This window comes from Psychrobacillus sp. FSL K6-4615 (genome assembly GCF_038008225.1).
In the GTDB taxonomy this organism is placed as follows: Bacteria; Bacillota; Bacilli; order Bacillales_A; family Planococcaceae; genus Psychrobacillus; species Psychrobacillus psychrotolerans.
On record NZ_JBBOYQ010000001.1, the window covers coordinates 2,275,954 to 2,294,528 of the forward strand.

At 36.8% G+C, this 18,575-nt stretch carries 20 protein-coding genes, 1 tRNA gene and 1 riboswitch; of the genes, 2 read left to right on the plus strand and 19 right to left on the minus strand.

The annotated features are described in order from the left end of the window. Position 1: 1 nt before the first annotated feature. The 12 genes from MKX53_RS11325 to MKX53_RS11380 all read right to left on the minus strand — a co-directional run bounded on the left by MKX53_RS11325 (position 2) and on the right by MKX53_RS11380 (position 9,164). Positions 2-862 carry a metal ABC transporter permease gene (locus MKX53_RS11325; protein ID WP_093537081.1) on the minus strand — a complete coding sequence of 287 codons (861 nt, stop codon included), beginning with the start codon at positions 860-862 and terminating at the stop codon, positions 2-4. After that, on the minus strand, positions 862-1,605 hold the full coding sequence (locus tag MKX53_RS11330; RefSeq protein ID WP_340911333.1) for a metal ABC transporter ATP-binding protein: 744 nt from the start codon (positions 1,603-1,605) through the stop codon (positions 862-864). Before MKX53_RS11330 ends, MKX53_RS11325 begins: the two co-directional genes overlap by 1 nt. Before the next feature lie 594 nt (positions 1,606-2,199). Continuing rightward, positions 2,200-2,273, minus strand: a tRNA-Arg gene (locus MKX53_RS11335). A gap of 85 nt (positions 2,274-2,358) precedes the next feature. After that, positions 2,359-2,856, minus strand: coding sequence for a metallophosphoesterase family protein (locus MKX53_RS11340; protein WP_340911336.1), 498 nt, complete (start codon positions 2,854-2,856; stop codon positions 2,359-2,361). 9 nt (positions 2,857-2,865) lie between these two features. After that, on the minus strand, positions 2,866-3,468 hold the full coding sequence (locus MKX53_RS11345) for an XTP/dITP diphosphatase (protein ID WP_093536964.1): 603 nt from the start codon (positions 3,466-3,468) through the stop codon (positions 2,866-2,868). A 130-nt stretch (positions 3,469-3,598) separates the two neighbouring features. Continuing rightward, positions 3,599-4,396 carry a glutamate racemase gene (gene racE, locus MKX53_RS11350; RefSeq protein ID WP_093536963.1) on the minus strand — a complete coding sequence of 266 codons (798 nt, stop codon included), beginning with the start codon at positions 4,394-4,396 and terminating at the stop codon, positions 3,599-3,601. 9 nt (positions 4,397-4,405) lie between these two features. Beyond that, positions 4,406-4,861 (minus strand): MarR family winged helix-turn-helix transcriptional regulator, encoded by a 456-nt coding sequence (locus MKX53_RS11355; protein WP_093536962.1) that lies wholly within the window; start codon positions 4,859-4,861, stop codon positions 4,406-4,408. A 78-nt stretch (positions 4,862-4,939) separates the two neighbouring features. Then, on the minus strand, positions 4,940-5,164 hold the full coding sequence (locus tag MKX53_RS11360) for a helix-turn-helix domain-containing protein (protein ID WP_245762675.1): 225 nt from the start codon (positions 5,162-5,164) through the stop codon (positions 4,940-4,942). A 61-nt stretch (positions 5,165-5,225) separates the two neighbouring features. Continuing rightward, positions 5,226-5,678, minus strand: a complete 453-nt coding sequence (locus MKX53_RS11365; protein WP_093536960.1) for an acyl-CoA thioesterase — start codon at positions 5,676-5,678, stop codon at positions 5,226-5,228. Positions 5,679-5,966: 288 nt separating this feature from the next. Further along, on the minus strand, positions 5,967-6,743 hold the full coding sequence (gene sdhB, locus MKX53_RS11370) for a succinate dehydrogenase iron-sulfur subunit (protein WP_093536959.1): 777 nt from the start codon (positions 6,741-6,743) through the stop codon (positions 5,967-5,969). Between the two features lie 2 nt (positions 6,744-6,745). Further along, positions 6,746-8,503 carry a succinate dehydrogenase flavoprotein subunit gene (sdhA, locus tag MKX53_RS11375; RefSeq protein WP_340911339.1) on the minus strand — a complete coding sequence of 586 codons (1,758 nt, stop codon included), beginning with the start codon at positions 8,501-8,503 and terminating at the stop codon, positions 6,746-6,748. Between the two features lie 49 nt (positions 8,504-8,552). Beyond that, complete coding sequence (locus MKX53_RS11380) at positions 8,553-9,164, minus strand: succinate dehydrogenase cytochrome b558 subunit (protein WP_093536957.1); 612 nt, start codon at positions 9,162-9,164, stop codon at positions 8,553-8,555. A 285-nt stretch (positions 9,165-9,449) separates the two neighbouring features. On the opposite strand from MKX53_RS11380, the gene MKX53_RS11385 reads away from it, so the two are divergent. After that, positions 9,450-9,863 (plus strand): YslB family protein, encoded by a 414-nt coding sequence (locus MKX53_RS11385; RefSeq protein WP_093536956.1) that lies wholly within the window; start codon positions 9,450-9,452, stop codon positions 9,861-9,863. A 114-nt stretch (positions 9,864-9,977) separates the two neighbouring features. Here MKX53_RS11385 and MKX53_RS11390 read toward each other — a convergent pair whose 3' ends face one another. The 3 genes from MKX53_RS11390 to trxA form a co-directional block, all read right to left on the minus strand. Next, positions 9,978-11,207 carry an aspartate kinase gene (locus MKX53_RS11390; protein WP_340911341.1) on the minus strand — a complete coding sequence of 410 codons (1,230 nt, stop codon included), beginning with the start codon at positions 11,205-11,207 and terminating at the stop codon, positions 9,978-9,980. A gap of 94 nt (positions 11,208-11,301) precedes the next feature. Next, positions 11,302-11,481: riboswitch (Lysine riboswitch) on the minus strand. Positions 11,482-11,522: 41 nt separating this feature from the next. Further along, positions 11,523-13,313 (minus strand): excinuclease ABC subunit UvrC, encoded by a 1,791-nt coding sequence (uvrC, locus tag MKX53_RS11395; protein ID WP_093536954.1) that lies wholly within the window; start codon positions 13,311-13,313, stop codon positions 11,523-11,525. Between the two features lie 50 nt (positions 13,314-13,363). Further along, entirely contained in the window at positions 13,364-13,678 is a 315-nt protein-coding gene (trxA, locus tag MKX53_RS11400; protein WP_093536953.1) for a thioredoxin, read from the minus strand. A 182-nt stretch (positions 13,679-13,860) separates the two neighbouring features. Here trxA and MKX53_RS11405 point away from each other — a divergent pair, with 182 nt between their 5' ends. Further along, positions 13,861-14,769: a M23 family metallopeptidase gene (locus MKX53_RS11405; protein ID WP_340911343.1), complete on the plus strand. Its 909-nt coding sequence runs from the start codon at positions 13,861-13,863 to the stop codon at positions 14,767-14,769. A gap of 446 nt (positions 14,770-15,215) precedes the next feature. On the opposite strand, the gene MKX53_RS11410 is transcribed toward MKX53_RS11405, so the two are convergent. From MKX53_RS11410 to MKX53_RS11425, 4 genes are all read right to left on the minus strand, one after another. Next, positions 15,216-16,193: an electron transfer flavoprotein subunit alpha/FixB family protein gene (locus tag MKX53_RS11410; RefSeq protein WP_340911346.1), complete on the minus strand. Its 978-nt coding sequence runs from the start codon at positions 16,191-16,193 to the stop codon at positions 15,216-15,218. 87 nt (positions 16,194-16,280) lie between these two features. Beyond that, positions 16,281-17,054 carry an electron transfer flavoprotein subunit beta/FixA family protein gene (locus MKX53_RS11415; RefSeq protein WP_093536951.1) on the minus strand — a complete coding sequence of 258 codons (774 nt, stop codon included), beginning with the start codon at positions 17,052-17,054 and terminating at the stop codon, positions 16,281-16,283. A gap of 25 nt (positions 17,055-17,079) precedes the next feature. Beyond that, positions 17,080-17,853, minus strand: coding sequence for an enoyl-CoA hydratase (locus tag MKX53_RS11420; RefSeq protein WP_340911348.1), 774 nt, complete (start codon positions 17,851-17,853; stop codon positions 17,080-17,082). 17 nt (positions 17,854-17,870) lie between these two features. After that, entirely contained in the window at positions 17,871-18,452 is a 582-nt protein-coding gene (locus MKX53_RS11425; protein WP_093536949.1) for a TetR/AcrR family transcriptional regulator, read from the minus strand. Positions 18,453-18,575 lie beyond the last annotated feature (123 nt).

Genomic DNA, 18,575 nt, shown 5'->3' on the forward strand with positions numbered 1-18,575 from the left:
ATTAACGAGATAGCATTTCTCTTTTTCTAATGTTCTTAATAGCACGCCACACCAAGCCTTTTTTTGGTGAAAATACAAATGCAAGAATAAATAGTACTGTGGCTGCAAGCACTATTGCGGCACCTGATGCTAAATTATAGGTATAGCTGAAATACAATCCTAATATGGACGATAACACTCCGATACCAGCCGAGAGGTAGAGCATAACCCAAAGACGATTTGTCAACAAGTATGCAGCCGCAGCTGGAGTGATGAGCATTGCTACAACAAGCACAATCCCAACTGTTTGGAGGGAAGCAACTGTCACCAATGTCAAAAGTGTCATTAAGAAATAATGAATAACTCTTGTTGGTAACCCATATGCCGCTGCCATAGTTGAATCGAACGAACTGACAAGCAGTTCTTTGTAAAAGGCATACACGCATACTATAACAAAAATTCCGATAAGCAATGTTGACCACATTTCCGATGGTCGAACCGCAAGGACGTTTCCGAATAAAATATGATACAAATCCGTACTACTTTTCATAAGTGTAATCATAATAATCCCAGACGCAAATGCAGCAGTGAACATAATTCCAATAGAAACATCATTTTTAATCCGACTGTTCTGACTTATAAAACCAATACCAAGTGAGGTCAACACCCCGGTAAATACAGCTCCAAAAAAGAAGTTAATACCAAGCATATAGGACAACGCAACACCTGGTAGTACGGCATGAGAAATCGCATCACCCATCAGAGCCATCCCTCTCAAAATAATAAAACAACCGATCACCCCGCAAATAACACCTACCATAATGGAGGTAGTAAGTGCTTTTTGTAAAAAGCCATAATACATAAGTGCATCAATAAAATTTATCATGCTTTCGCCTCCAGATTTGTCAAAGGGGAAAATTGAATGTTATAAGCCTTTTCAAGTACTTCTGGTCGAATAACTTTCTCAACCACTCCGAAGTCAATGAGTTCTTTGTTCAAAAGGATTAGTTCATTGAAATATTCCTTGGCTTTTCTTAAATCATGATGAACGACAACAACGGTTTTTCCAAGATCACGAAGTTGCTTCAATATCAATATAATCGTTTCTTCACTCGTAACATCGACACCAACAAATGGTTCATCAAGTAAATAGATTTCAGGTTCTTGTGCCAATGCTCTTGCAAGAAACACTCTTTGTTGTTGACCACCAGAGAGTTCTCCAATTTGCCGATTGCGAAATTCTGTCATTCCTACTTTTTCCAAACATTCATATGCAAACGCTTTGTCTATTTTCTTCGGGCGTTTAAATACACCTAATTTTGGATATGTGCCGAGTAGCACGGTATCAAAAACAGTAATAGGAAAATCCCAGTCAATGCTGCTTCGTTGTGGAACATAAGCTACTTTTGTCCTCATTTCCTTAATCGTCTTACCTAGAATAGCAACCTCACCTTTTTCCTTTTGAATAAGGTTTAATAACGCTTTTAATAATGTTGACTTTCCTGCACCATTTGGTCCAATAATACCTACTAACTTTCCTTCTTCAACTGTGAAACTGACATTTTTCAAAGCCTCGCTACCGAAGTAGGACACATATAATTCTTTTACAGCAATGGCTGTCTTCACAAATAACCCCTCCTACGCTAATGTTTAATACTCGAAACTTGCACAAGGGCAATTTTCTTTACGCAATATTCTTTCCTGAAGGAAACTTTTAGACTAAAAAAAAGCAAACTATTTGTTAATGATGTTTAGAAAGTACATTTTTATCTTTTAAGTATATGAAGCTCAACTCATATTAGTTCCTCCAATACTAATATTAAAAAAGTAAATACACTATTTTAAGAAAATGATCGTCGTCCCATTTATTAAGCGTACGAATTTTTGTTTCCATAAAGAACTATTCCCGCTTAAATATTGTTACCAGTTACCAATTTTTTTACTAAATATGACTACCGATGCTTTATCAATTATCCTTGAATTAACCCTCTGTTTACCGTTTGATCGTGAAATAACATAATTCTAGCTAAACCAATATTCACATCAAACGACCTTAATTTTTGTCAAAACAAAAAAATCTCCATTCAATTGAATTGGAAGATAATCATATTTTACTTAGCATAAAATAAGTGAGATAAAAAAAGGGATCAAGTCTCTTGGACCGTAGTCCTGACTTAATCCCAAATTCTATTTACTATGTATTTCTACTCTAAACTATTATGTCCCAGGAGGGATTCGAACCCCCGACCGACGCCTTAGAAGGGCGTTGCTCTATCCAGCTGAGCTACTGAGACAAGTACTCCCCCACCTAAACTGATAGGAAAGACAAGATTTATTATATAATGATAATGAAGTTAAGTCAATACTATTTCAAAAAAATTATAAAATGACTTTTTCAAGCAATTTATGTTCATCCGAATAAAACAAAACGGTCCAAATTTCCTCATTTCGCTCAGCAATTGCGTAGCTCTTTTCTTTCCGTCCACGGGGTTGCTGAAGACTGCCTGGATTGATAAATAGAATACCTTGCTGCATTTCTGCTCCTAATAAATGCGAATGTCCAAAGCACACGACCGATGCTTGTACCTCTTGCGCTCGATAAAATAGTGGCATTAAAGTCGATTTCACATTGTATTTATGACCATGAACGACTAATACTTTAGCATCCTCAATCGGAAATAATTCCTCTAAAGGAAAACGATCGTCTATATCACAATTACCACGAACAATATGCACTGGATTGTCAGTAAAATAATTCGCATTTAACTCGCTATCTCCACAGTGGATAATCGCATCTACCTCGCCTTGATGGCGCTCAATAACCTGTTCCATTATTTTGGTAGCACTATGGGTATCGCTCATAATCAACAATTTCATTTTACTCACCTATCCTTCAGAAATTATATCTTCCAAAACGAAAGAAAGTTTTTTTATAGCATTGCCGCGATGAGAAATAGCTCCTTTTTGTTCTGCTGTAAGTTCCGCCATCATTTTTTGTTCAGAAGGCACATAAAAAATTGGGTCATACCCAAATCCATTTGTTCCTTTTCTTTCAGTCCCTATAAATCCTTCACACGTCCCTCTGACAGTGAAAGGTTCTTTGTTTGGGGAAGCAACAGCGATTGCACATACAAATCGGGCTGTTCTTTCTGATTCTTTGGTGCCTTCTAGCTCTTTTAGCGCTTTATCTATATTTGCTTCATCACTTTTCTCTTCACCAGCATAGCGAGCCGAATAGATCCCTGGGCGTCCATCTAGTGCATCAATTTCTAATCCACTATCATCTGCGATAACCATTGACTGCAAATGGTTTGCTAGCGAAGTAGCTTTTAATAGTGCATTTTCTTCAAAAGTCGTACCTGTTTCTTCTATATCCATTTCTTCCGCCACATCATGGAGTGTCTTAACTTCATATCCAAGCGGGTTAAACAATGCTTCAAAGTCTTTGGCTTTTCCTTTGTTTTTTGTAGCTATAATAATCTGTTTCATTTGATATCTCGTCCTTTTTTATAAATTTGTAAGCAGCTTCCATTCTTGTAGCACGATATTAGCTTCTTTTGTATAACGCCCAATAAGCAAAAGAAGACCCCGCTATTCGAGGATTCTCAAGCTAACAGGGTCATTTAAATGAAATTGTTCGAATATCTACATTCGGTATTTCTAACCATTTTTCTACAATCGTCTTAAAAATAGGGACAGAACCAGTTGTGTAGAAAATTGGTGTTTCCTTTTGTTGATCCGGATTATTCAATTTATGATATTGTAAATACTCTTGAACATCATGCGCAGTTTCTTCTGCAGATGAAAGTACCTTCACATGTTCTCCAACTGCCTCTTCAATATGCTTTTGCAACAGCGGATAATGTGTACAACCTAAAATGACAGTATCAAACTGCTCTTTTTTTAATGGTGATAATGTTTCCATCACCATATTCCGAGCAAAATCACCTTCGTATTCATTACTTTCCACAAGCGGGACAAAAGTGGGACATGCGAGTGGAATCACTCTACTAGAGGAATTTAAATGCGCAATTGCCTCCTCATATGCACCACTTTTAATCGTACCGCTTGTACCTAGCACTACTATTTCATTACTTTTTGATGCTTTAATCGCCGCTCTAGCTCCTGGGAAAATTACACCTATTACAGGAAAAGGCATCTTCTTACTTAACGAATTAAGAGCGACTGCAGTTGCGGTATTGCATGCAATTACAAGCATTTTAATATTCATCTTCGCAAGAGCATTTGCCAATTGCCACGTAAATTTACGAACTTCTTCACTTGTTCTAGGTCCATACGGGCATCTAGCAGTATCACCAATATAAATTATTTTTTCATTTGGTAGTAGTTGCATAATTTCTTTTGCAACCGTTAATCCACCAACTCCAGAGTCTATAACACCAATTGGGGCTTTCACGTTAATTCCTCAGTTCTTCATCTCTTGATGTAATTTTTCTAATAATATTGCTAAATTTGCAACTTCAGCCTGATCGAAATGTTGAAGTACATCCTCTAAATACTGTTGTCGTTTATCTATAACCTCTTCTATGATTCGAGCGCCCTCTTCTAATAAATGTATACGAACAACACGACGGTCTTGTTCATCTCTTATACGCTTTACAAGTTCACTTTTTTCCATACGATCGATTAAATCCGTTGTTGTACTAAAAGCTAAATACATTTTATTGGATAAATCACCGATAGTCATATCACCCAACTCTAGTAACCATTGAAGCGCTACAAACTGTGGAGGCGTAATAGTATAAGTACTTAGTATTTCTCTACCCTTTTGTTTAATGATTCCAGATATATGTCGAAGCTCTTTTTCTAAAAAAGCAACTTGATCCTGGTCTAACATTGTCTTATTTATATCTTCTGCCATCTATTCCTTCACTCCTCAAAACAATAACCCTATTTCTATTATTGTGACGTGTTATGAGGAAAATGGCAAGGAATCATATCAATTTAACGATAGTTCACCTAATCGTAATAATTCTACAATCGCCTGTGACCTACCTGAAACGCCCAGTTTTTGTATTGTATTTGAAATATGGTTCCTTACTGTTTTTTCGCTTATCGTTAACAAAGTTGAAATTTCTTTCGTAGAATTATCTTCTACTAATAATTGAAAAATTTGACGTTCTCTACTTGTTAAAATCGAACGATGCTGTTTATTGTCGTACAATGCCATAGCCCCCTATCCACTCTCCTACTAACGTATGTAGCATGGGGATGGTAGGTGACGGCTAGTTAATACTCTTTTGAAAAACTTCTCGTTCCTCTTCAGACCACTTTGCTGCACGACCAGTTTTCTTCTCAATTTGTACAATAGAACCACGTCCAGTAAAGACAATTTCATCCTTATCGTTCTTGGCCATATAATGGATATCCACTGAAGAAGAGCCTATAGAATTTGCCTTCACATAAATGCGGAGCTTTTCGTCAAAGAATACTTGTTTTACATAATCACATTGCAAGTCAGCGACGACTGGTATTTTTTCTCCCTTTGGATTTAACCAATCATTCATAAGCTGTATATGCTTGAAGTATTCAATACGAGCATATTCAAAATAAGCAAAAGTCACCGTATTATTTAAATGACCATACATATCTGTTTCCGAAAAACGCACACTTACTTCCGAATAAAAATGGAAATCAGACTCCCATAACTCCATATCTTCTATGTATTTAGCTCTCATATAATTACCTCTCCTTTAAAATGAATGAATATTCATTTATTGTAACAGAGATAGAAAAAATCTGCATAGAATAAAAATATTCTACACAGATTTCCTTATTTTAACTATTGTCTAGCTTCAGAGCCTTTCCCCTCGAGGTTAAATGGGAATCTTTTCCGTCCAAATAAGTTGGACGACAAATCTTCCATTTACTTGTCGGAGGTCCGCAGGAAGCGGGTCATACAGTCGTTGCGACGAGATGTCGAGTACTTAGACTGTATACCTCTCAAAGGCGCTTACGCATTTCTATTAATCAACCATACGGTCGCTTCCGAAGAAGTCTTTGAACATTTGAACAGTTGTATCACGGTTCAAAGCAGCGATGGAAGTTGTTAGTGGAATACCTTTTGGACAAGCAACTACACAGTTTTGTGCGTTACCACAGTTTGCAAGACCACCGTCTCCCATAATTGTATTTAGACGCTCATCCTTGTTCATAGAGCCAGTTGGATGTGCGTTAAATAAACGTACTTGTGAAAGTGGTGCTGGTCCCATAAAGTTAGAACCACTGTTTACGTTCGGACAAGCTTCTAGACATACACCACAAGTCATACATTTAGACAATTCATATGCCCATTGACGTTTGCGTTCTGGCATACGAGGTCCTTCTCCAAGATCGTATGAACCATCTATTGGAACCCATGCTTTTACTTTTTTCAAAGAATCAAACATGCGCGAACGGTCTACTTGTAAATCACGTATTACTGGGAATGTTTTCATTGGTGCCAATTGAATCGGTTGTGTCAGTTGATCGATTAAAGCCGAACAAGATTGACGTGGACGACCGTTTATAACCATTGAACATGCTCCACATACTTCTTCTAAACAGTTCATATCCCAAGTTACAGGACTAGTAGCTTTCCCATCTACATTTACCGGATTTTGACGTATTTCCATTAATGCAGAAATAACATTCATATTTGGACGGTAATTTACTTCAAATTTTTCAAAGTAAGGTGTAGATTCAGGTGTATCTTGACGTAAAATTTCAAATTTCACTTTTTTTGTTTCCGTTGCTGTAACCATTATTAATTATCCCCTTTCGCAGAATAATCGCGTTTACGAGGTGTAATAAGTGATACATCTACTTCTTCATAATGGAATACTGGAGCTCCTGTAGCTGGATCAAATTTAGCCATTGTTGTTTTCAAGAACTCTTCATCATTACGTTCCGGAAAATCAGGTTTGTAATGTGCTCCACGGCTTTCATTACGATTAAGCGCACCTAATGTAATAACGCGTGCTAAATATAACATATTTTTTAACTGACGTGTAAATGATGCGCCTTGGTTAGACCATTGTTGTGTATCATCCATATTAATATTTTCAAAACGTTCAAGAAGTTCTTGGATTTTCTTGTCTGTTGCTTCAAGTTTGTCGTTATAACGAACAACAGTTACGTTATCTGTCATCCACTCACCAAGCTCTTTATGAAGTAAGTACGCATTTTCCGTACCTTTCATAGACATAACCTTGTCCCACTTGTCTTGTTCCAATTTAAGTTCAGCTTCAAAGATAGAATCATCCATGTCAATAGCATGAGTTTTTAAATGACTCATATAACTAACTGCATTCGGTCCTGCAACACTTCCGCCGAATACTGCAGAAAGTAAAGAGTTAGCTCCTAAACGATTAGCTCCATGCTGTGAAAAATCACATTCACCTGCAGCAAATAATCCAGGAATATTAGTCATTTGATTATCATCTACCCACAGTCCACCCATAGAATAATGAACTGCTGGGAAGATTTTCATAGGTACTTTACGAGGGTCATCACCTGTGAATTTCTCGTAAATTTCAATGATACCACCAAGTTTAACATCTAGTTCATGTGGATCTTTATGTGAAAGATCTAGATAAACCATGTTTTCTCCGTTGATACCAAGTTTTTGGTTAACGCATACATCAAAAATTTCGCGTGTTGCAATATCACGAGGAACCAAGTTACCGTATGCAGGGTATTTTTCTTCTAAGAAGTACCAAGGTTTGCCGTCTTTATAAGTCCAAATACGACCACCTTCACCACGAGCAGATTCAGACATTAATCGTAATTTATCGTCACCAGGAATGGCAGTTGGATGAATTTGAATAAATTCTCCGTTCGCATAATATGCTCCTTGTTGATATACGATTGATGCAGCAGAACCAGTGTTGATAATAGAGTTAGTAGTTTTCCCGAAAATAATCCCAGGGCCACCAGTAGCCATAATTACAGCATCACCACGGAATGCTCGAATTTCCATAGTTAGAAGGTTTTGCGCTTTAATACCACGACATACGCCTTCGCTGTCTTTAATTATTCCAAGGAATTCCCATCCTTCGAATTTCGTTACTAAACCATCCACTTCAAAACGACGAACTTGTTCGTCCAGCGCATAAAGAAGTTGTTGACCAGTTGTTGCACCAGCAAATGCTGTACGGTGCATCATTGTCCCACCAAAACGGCGGAAATCTAATAATCCTTCAGGTGTACGGTTAAACATAACACCCATTCTATCAAACAAACTAATAATTCCAGGTGCTGCATCTGTCATCGCTTTAACTGGTTTTTGATTTGCTAAGAAATCTCCACCATATATAGTGTCATCTAAATGTACTGCAGGAGAATCACCTTCACCTTTAGTATTTACAGCTCCGTTAATACCACCTTGTGCACAAACAGAGTGTGAACGTTTTACTGGAACGATAGAAAATAGGTCTACGTGCGTGCCATCTTCGGCAGCTTTCATTGTTGCCATTAAGCCAGCTAATCCACCGCCGACAACAATCAGTTTACTTTTTGCCATGCTATTCTCACTCCTCAATTTAATAGTAGTTGAACGACTTTAAAGTTTCTTAAACGAATGCTAGAAGAGCTTGTACGCCAACTACAGATAACGCTAAGAAGATAATTAATGTTACATAAGTAACAATTTGTTGTGATCTTGCAGATTGTGTAATACCCCAGCTAACTAAGAATGACCAAATACCATTAGCTAAATGGAAAGTGGCTGAAACAACACCTACAATATAGAAACCTAACATCCATGGGTTAGATAAAATCTCTGCCATCATGTTAAAATTAACTTCTTTTGCTCCAATAGCAGCTTGGAAACGTGTTTCAAAAACATGCCAAGCGATAAATACAACTAAGAAAATGCCAGTAAATCTTTGTAATATAAATAAATAGTTTCTCAACGTTCCAAATTGCTTCGGATTATTTTTTGCAGTAAATGCAATGTAAATTCCGTAAAATGCATGGAACATTAATGGAATATAAATTACGAAGATTTCTAACATTAATCGAAATGGTAGACTCTCCATGAAGTGAGATGCACTATTAAATGCTTCTGCTCCTCTTGTAGCAAAGTGATTTACTACTAAATGCTGCGCTAAAAACAGACCTACCGGTATAATACCAAGTAAGGAATGCAGTCGACGCCAATAAAATTCGCGATCGTTCGACAAAACAATTACCCCCTCAAATTTCTGACTGAAAAGAATGAAAACTATCTCAAAAAAGCAAAAGTTCTCAAAAATTTCACATCATCAAGTTACGTATTTATGACATATCCATTGTACTCTCATCATTTTGGAGCGTCAAGGTATCTTTCCGTATTTTAAAATGGATTCCTTTACCTTTTTCGGATAATAAATTGTTAAATTAATCACAATCTAATCAAGTCCCCATTTGTTATTTTTTTATGATAAAATAAATAGGCAATATTGATTTTTGGAAAGAAGGGTTGCTACTTGAATGAAAAGGAACATTCACATGTAACTTCCTTTGGATATGAGTTACTAAGAGACCATGTGCTTACTTCTATTCTCGGAAAACATGAAAAAGATATATTATATTGGGCAGGGAAAGATCTAGCCCGCAAATTCCCCCTATATTCATTGGACGAAGCTATCACTTTTTTCAACGAAGCTGGCTGGGGCACTTTACATTTAGAAAAAACTACAAAAGACTCCGCTTTCTATACGCTAAGTACATATAATCTACCTCAGAGTGGTCAAAGTAGAAGTCATCGATTAGAAGCAGGCTTTTTAGCTGAACAACAACAAAAGATTACTGGTTTTTTAACCGAATGTTATGACGAAGAAGTAAAAAAGAATGGCCTTGTCTCTTTGCAAATAAAATGGGATTCTAAAACAAAAGGGTAACGGGATAGTCACATACGACTTTTCCTGTTACCCCTCTTTAATAGTGAAACTATTGTGAAAACCTTTTTAACAGATTCAAATAGTTAATAGAAAATGAATTTTAACATAAAAATATTATACGGATTGATGAGTTAGTGCAAGTTCAAATTCATCATGTAAGGCATTTGCTGCTTCGATCATATTTTGTTGGGGTACAACGACTGACACTTTTATCTCTGAAGTACTTACCATTTTCACAGGAATATTTTCTTTTCTTAATCGATCAAACATTTGAGCTGCTACACCCGGATTCGATACCATTCCCGAACCGACAATTGAAACCTTTGAAAGTCCAACTTCAAAATCTGCGAAAGTAAAGCCTAGTGCTTGTTTGTGTGTCTCTAAAACTGTTATCGCTTCAGACAAGGATTCCTTTTTAATAGAAAAGGATACTGCAGGTTTCACTCCTTCTACGATTGACTGTACAATAATATCTACGTTTATATGATTTGCTGCTAAAGTCGTAAAAATAGAAGCGAGGGAACCATTAAAAGGTACTTCGTATTCTATAGTCAATCGGACGATATCTGATTCAAATGCCACTCCACGAACCACTAAATTATTTTCCACATCTACTTCCTCCTTCAAAATCGTTCCTTCTCCATCTTTAAAGCTCGGGCGCACTCTTAATGGAACCTTATAATTTTTAGCAAATTCAACTGCACGTGGATGTAATACTCCCGCACCTAAATTAGCGAGTTCTAACATTTCGTCATATTCAAGCTGTTCCAGTTTACGCGCACTTTCAATATAGCGAGGATCAGACGTGTAAATACCGTCTACATCTGTATAAATATCGCAAATTTCCGCTTCAATAGAAGCAGCAATAGCTACAGCAGTTGTATCAGATCCTCCTCTGCCAAGTGTAGTAATCTCTCCTGCTTCAGATATTCCTTGGAAACCAGCTACAATAACTACTTTATTCGCTGCAAGTAATCCATCAATTTTTGAAGGATCCATTCTCATTACTTTTGCATTTCTATGTACACTATCTGTTATCAGACCTGCCTGGGCACCTGTGAGAGAAATGGCTTCTATACCAATTGCGTTTAACTTGAGAGAAAGCAATGCCATTGTAACTTGCTCCCCAGAAGATAAGAGCATGTCCATTTCACGTTTGGACGGCGAATCTGCTAATTCGAAAGCCAATTTTGATAATTCATCTGTCGCTTTACCCATTGCGGATACAACAACCACAATATCATGACCATTTTCTTTTTCACCTTTTACCCGTTTAGCAACATTTGTAATCTTTTCAGTTGATTCAACCGAAGTACCGCCAAATTTCATTACAATTTTAGTCATGATCATCCGCTCCCTTATTAACTGAAAGGATTAAAAAATGCTTTTCACATATTGTGAAAAGCATTGTCTCATACACGGGCCAAAAAATCTGTCCATGTGAGATAGCCCTCCAGAATATCAAATTCTGACAATCCTACATCTATTAAATGCAGAACCAACAACAGAATAGGAAAAGCTATTCTATGTTTCGGCGAAAAACCCTTTCTTCAGCTATTCTAGGAACTTTCCTTCCTCCTGCTGAGTACTGATGTCTAATCGCACCTCTATCTTCACCTATAATAGTGAATATTAAATTGTTACAACCATAACATATGATTATTCAGAAGACAATACATTTTTCTGATAATGGTCAATCACTAAATCTGCTTGCTTACTCGGTAATCCTGCAGCCATTAACTCTTCTTTGCTAGCAGCTTGTATTTTCTTTAAAGAACCAAATTGTTTTAGTAATAACTTTTTCCGTTGAGGACCAATCCCTTCAATACCATCTAGAGAAGATGCAATTGTATGTTTTCCACGCTGTTGTCTATGGAATGTTATAGCGAAACGATGGACTTCATCCTGGATTCGTTGGAGCAAATAAAAACCTTCGCTAGTCCGCTTCATTGGAATTATCTCCAAAGGGTCACCATAAATAAGTTGAGAAGTCTGATGCTTGCCGTCCTTTGCAAGCCCAGCAATCGGTATATCAAGTCCTAATTCATCCTCAATAATTTCACGCGCTGCCTCAATTTGCCCTTTTCCACCATCAATGATTACTAAATCGGGTAGTGGTAAATTCTCCTTCAAGACTCTTGTATATCTTCGCCGTACAACTTCGCGCATAGCGCCATAATCATCATGTTTGGCGGCCGTTTTTGTCTTGTATTTACGATAATCTTTTTTGCTTGATCTACCATCAATAAATACAACCATTGCAGATACAGCATCTGTACCATGAATATGCGAGTTATCGAAAGCTTCTATACGCATTGGAGGTGCAATCCCCATTGAATCACCAAGCTGTTCAACTGCCCCAATCGTTCGCTCTTCTTGTCTTTCGATTAAATGAAATTTCTCCGTAAGAGCTATTTTTGCATTTTTTTCAGCTAACTCGACTAGATTTTTCTTTGTGCCTCGTTGTGGAACGAAAACTTTCATTTCTAGAAGATTTGAAGCTAAGTCAAGATCCGTAGTTAATGGAACATAAATTTCTTTTGGTTTAATATGCTCTGGCTTCGCATAGAACTGTCCTAAAAATGTGATGAATTCCTCTTCTGGATCCCGGAAGATCGGAAACAATGACACATCTCTTTCGATAAGCTTTCCTTGTCGGATAAAAAATACTTGAACACACATCCAACCTTTATCAACATGGAAACCAAATATGTCTCTGCTCGTGAAATCATTCATCGTCATTTTTTGTTTTTCCATCACTTGTTCGATATGTGAAATCTGATCACGATACTCTTTTGCTCGTTCGAATTCAAGAGTCTCAGCAGCTGAATTCATCTTTTGAACCAATTCTTTTTTCACTTGCGTATGCCCACCATTTAAGAAGCTGGCTATTTCTTGAATAATTGTCTCATAAGTATTCTCTTCTACTTTTTTCACACAGGGGGCTAAACATTGTCCCATATGGTAGTATAGACAAACTCTATTCGGCATTTTTTGACATTTTCGAAGTGGATATAGACGATCTAGAAGTTTTTTTGTTTCATGTGCCGCATGAGAGTTGGGATATGGACCAAAGTATTTACCCTTATCTTTTTTCACCTGTCTTGTAATAATCAGACGAGGATCTTTTTCAGCAGTAATTTTAATGTATGGATACGTTTTATCATCTTTTAACATAATATTGTATTTTGGATCATGCTTTTTAATAAGGTGGAGCTCCAGTATTAAAGCTTCCAACTCAGATGATGTGACGATATATTCGAAGTCAACAATTTCTTGCACTAATCGGAGTGTTTTACCATCGTGTGCTCCTTTAAAATATGAGCGTACACGATTTTTTAATATTTTAGCTTTGCCGACGTATATAATAGTTCCTTGTCGGTCTTTCATCAAGTAACATCCTGGTTCATCCGGTAGGATGGAACATTTTTGTTCGATCAAATTATTCATATTATCACCTGTTTAAAAAAACCGGGTACTATGTAGCACCCGGTTTTAGATTATGCGTTTTTTTCTACAAGTTGTACTAATGCTTCTTTTGGTTGGAAACCTACTGCTTTATCAACAGGTTTTCCATCTTTAAATAATACTAATGTTGGAATTGACATAATACCGAATTGACTAGCAGTAGCTTGGTTTTCATCCACATCTACTTTTACGATTTTAACTTTATCGCTCATTTCAGCATCCATTTCTTCTAGTACAGGAGCAATCATTTTACAAGGTCCGCACCATGTTGCCCAAAAATCTACTAATACTAAACCTTCTTCTATATCTGTGTTAAATGTTTGATCTGTTCCATGAACAATTGCCATATTAAAATTCCTCCTTTATCTACTATGTAATGATTATAACAGACAGAAATACCAACATCTACATATTAGCTTGAAAGTAAATCTTAGCATACCAGAAACATTCAAAACATTGGAACAAAATTTATTCTATTTCGTATTAGACATTAATACTAACGACAAATAATTAATATGGGGGGATTTATATGAATTCAAACGTTGAAACGACCATTACGCCAGAAAACTTTGGAAGAGCTTTCAAGCAAGAGAAAACAAAAAAAATATATAAACAATGTATAAAGGAATTTCAAGAAACAGTAACTTTTGATGAATTTCATGAATTAGTACAAATTTTCAATCAGCACGTTGATAGTTATCATTTACTAGAAACGACATCTCTGGGAGAACTTATGCAATATGTGTGGATAGATAATCGTAAAGAAAAAGCTATATGTGTGGTATTTGATAATGGAAATGCTATACATCTACTTCTTATCAAACCTTATATGACATTCCCTGTAAGCGACGGCCAATATTCTAGGAATACCTATACAATGCCAATCCGTGATCAATGGGTTGTTTTTTGGGGTGGAACCAATGAATTTAATAATTATCATTATGTTTATGAATCACAGCGCTATGCCTTTGACTTGTTGATGATGCACGATAGTAAAACCTATAAGGATAACCCAAAGCGAAATGAAAGTTATGTTGCATTTGGAAAAGATGTAATCGCTCCAGCCGATGGAATGGTACTAGAAGTAGTAAATAATATACACGATAATATTCCAGGTGAAATGGATGAATCACAGCCAGCGGGCAATTACGTTGTATTACAACATGTAAATAAAGAATATAGCCTACTCGCTCATTTTAAAAATCATTCCATTGTAGTTAAAGAAGGCGACAGTGTAAAACAAGGAGATTTAATCGGATATTGTGGGAACACCGGGAATTCATCTGAACCCCATATTCATTTTCAAGTGATGGATTCTCCAGATTACATCAACTGTAAGTCTATACGAATAAGGTTTAATAACGGTATGGAACCAATTCAAGGTGATATCGTGGAACAAAGCTTCTTAGAGGAAAATGAAAATGGATACCTTCGATAAAGGAGAAGCTACATTCACATTGGCAGATTTCTTTTTACTAATCCCCCGTATTATTGGTTCGTTTTTTAAATTACGATTTGAATGGTTTAACATAAAGTTTATATAAAATAGTTACCTAATCGGGCAGACAGTTTTTATCCCTCTTTAAATTTTGATTACTCTTATTATTCCAGCGGGATAGCTTGAGCTGAAGACCCCACAGGAGCGTTTGAAAGAGACAAAGGCTAAATGCGCTACATCGTGTGGCAACGCCTTCGTGACCAACAATCCTGTTGGCCCAAGGAGACTGAAGCCAAGCACGTGGAAAGCGTCCACCTGAAACGGAAAACAGTAGTATTATTCATTCTTATAAGTTCTGTAAACCAGTGTTCATGCTGTATTTTTATATTTTTTCTTACACAAAAAGGCTGCCCAAAAGTTTTTCTTTTGGACAGCCTTATCTATTATTATGCGTTTACTTTAAGTTTTTTGAACTCTTCGGTAAGCATTGGAATAACTTCGAATAAATCTCCTACGATCCCGTAGTCTGCAACTTTGAAAATGTTTGCTTCTGGATCTTTGTTGATCGCTACAATAATTTTTGAGTTAGACATACCAGCTAAATGCTGTATCGCTCCAGAAATACCTGCTGCAATATAAAGGTCCGGAGTAACTACTTTTCCAGTTTGACCGATTTGTAATGAATAATCACAATAATCCGCGTCACAAGCTCCACGAGAAGCTCCTACTGCTCCACCTAATACATCTGCAAGCTCTTTTAAAGGTGCAAAACCTTCTTCACTCTTTACACCACGACCACCAGCAATTACAACTTTTGCTTCAGATAAATCTACACCTTCAGTAGATTTACGAACTACTTCTTTAATAATCGTACGTAAGTTTGTAATGTCTACAGACATAGTTGAAACATCTGCTGATTTACTGTCATCTTTTGCAAGTGGAGCAATATTGTTAGGACGGATAGTGATAAATTCAATACCATCCTTCACTTTAACTTTTTCAAAGGCTTTACCAGAATAGATCGGGCGGATATATACAGCAGCATCGCCTTCACCCTCGATAGAAGTTACGTCTGATACCAAACCAATTTGAAGCTTGCTTGCAATTTTAGGAGATAAATCTTTCCCAAGTGCTGTATGACCAAAAACAATTGCCTCTGGATTTTCTTGCTCAATCACCGCTAACAATGCTTGACCATAGCCATCAGAAGTATATTGTTTTAAATGTGGATGCTCCACAGTAATTACACGATCAGCGCCATATTTACCAAGCTCAGTAGCTAGTTCTCCCACTGAATCTCCTAATAGAACACTAACAACTTCTCCGCCGCTTGAAATTTGTTTAGCAGCAGCGATTGCTTCATATGATACATTACGAAGAGCACCTTCACGTGCTTCTCCTAATACTAATACTTTTTTAGACATGCTATTTTCCTCCTAATATTAAAATTAATTCGATTCAAATATGCCTTAGCATATCTTTTGTGTACAAAATAATCTCTTCTGAATAAGTTAAACGACTTTCGCTTCCGAGTGTAGTAAATGAACTAACTCTTTTACTTGATCAGCTAGCTCGCCTTCTAATACTTTTCCAGCTTCCTTTTTAGGAGGTAGGTAAATTTCGATTGTTTCTGTTTTTGCTTCTACATCATCTTCATCTATATCTAAGTCATCTAATTCCACTTCTTCTAAAGGCTTTTTCTTTGCCTTCATAATTCCTGGAAGAGATGGGTAACGAGGTTCATTTAGACCTTGTTGAGCAGTAACTAATAATGGTAAAGAAGTTTCTAATACTTCTGTATCTCCTTCAACATCACGTTTAATCGTAACAGTAGTACCATTAATCTCTAAGTTTGTGATAGTAGTTACATAGTTAATACCTAAACTTTCAGCAACACGTGGTCCAACTTGTCCAGACCCTCCATCAATCGCTACATTACCTGCTAATATTAAATCTGCATTTTTATCTTTTAAGTATTCTGAGATAATATGTGCAGCTGTAAATTGATCTAACTCTTCTACATCATCTTCAATATTTATAAGAACCGCTTTATCTGCGCCCATTGCTAATGCTGTACGAAGTTGCTTCTCAGCATCCTCTCCACCCATCGTAAGAACTGTTACTTCTCCACCTTGAGCGTCACGAACTTGAATTGCTTCTTCAATTGCATACTCATCGTATGGATTAATGATGAACTCGGCACCATCTTCTTGAATTTTCCCCCCGCTAACAACGATTTTCTCCTCAGTATCAAACGTACGCTTTACTAATACATAAATGTTCATTTAGATATCCTCCCAATGTAAAATATTATTTACCTTTAAATACAGGTTCTCTTTTTTCAATAAATGCAGAAATGCCTTCTTTTGCATCTTCTGAAACAAATACAGTTCCAAAAGCATTTGCTTCTGCTTTCACACCTTCATAATAAGATGCTGGTTTAGCAAACTGAAGCATTTCTAATGCGTTTTTGACAGCAATAGGGCTCTTCTTCGCAATTTTCACTGCAAGCTTGTTTGCCTGCTCGAATAATTCTTCTTCTGGGTAAGCATGATTAGCAAGTCCTAACTGAGCTGCCTCTTTACCACTAATCGGATCACTTGTTAGCAACATTTCTGCTGCTTTCGCAAACCCAACATAGCGAGGTAGTCGTTGCGTTCCTGCAAAGCCTGGTATTAAGCCTAACTGTAACTCAGGTAATCCGAGCTTCGCATTATCAGCTACAAGTCGAATATGACAACTCATCGCAAGCTCCAGTCCTCCACCAAGTGCAGCTCCATGAATTGCTGCGATTACAGGTTTCGAGAAAGTTTCCACTCTTTCGAAAATTGTTTGCCCACTTGAAGCAAGCTCAGAGAATGCAGCTCCTGATGTAATAGAAGTGAATTCTTTAATATCAGCACCTGCAGAGAAAAATCTGCCTTCCCCTTTGAGCAAGATTGCTCGAACGGCATCATCATTTTCTACTGCATCTAGCAGCTCATTTACTTCTAAAATAACCCCTCTTGCTAAAGCATTTGCTGGCGGACGATTCAGAATGACGGTAGCTACGCCGTCTTCTATAGTCCATGATAGAAATTCCATCTTCCCACTCCCCTTCGTTAACCTTTCACACCATTTAACAATAGACGATGTACTTTACCGGTCAGATCAACTAAGTTGTATTTATGCTCGTTCATGACCCAAGTAGTAGTCGTCTCATCAATTGTACCAAAAACCATTTGTCTTGCTAAGCGAATATCAATCGTACGATCAAATTCGCCTTGCTCTATTCCTTCTTTTAAAATGGTATCTAACAATACTAAGTAATTTCTTAAAACTGCATTTATTCGTAATCTCAACGCTAAATTGGCTTGTCTCAATTCCAACTGGGTGACCGTCGCTAAATGATGATCACTTGATAACACTACGAAATGATTTTCAATCATTTTATATAGCTTTTCGGAGGAACTAATTTCCTGTTGAATAATTTCTTTTAAATTGTGTGCAAATATCTCCATTTTTTCTTCAAAAACCGAGACTAAAATTTCTTCTTTGTTTTTAAAATACAAGTAAATTGTCCCATCAGCTACTCCAGCTTGTTTAGCTATTTTAGAAACCTGTGACTGGTGATATCCATTTTCAGCGATAACAATAATTGCCGCGTCAATAATTTGCTTATACTTTGGTTTGTCCTTCTTCATTATGAATTCACCACCAATTGTTCAATTACCTCAAAGAATTATTCGTCTAGATTTTGAAATGTAAAAGGTCTGCATATACAGTTAAATAGCTGTTGTCGTATGAATACGGTTCTCGTCCTTTTC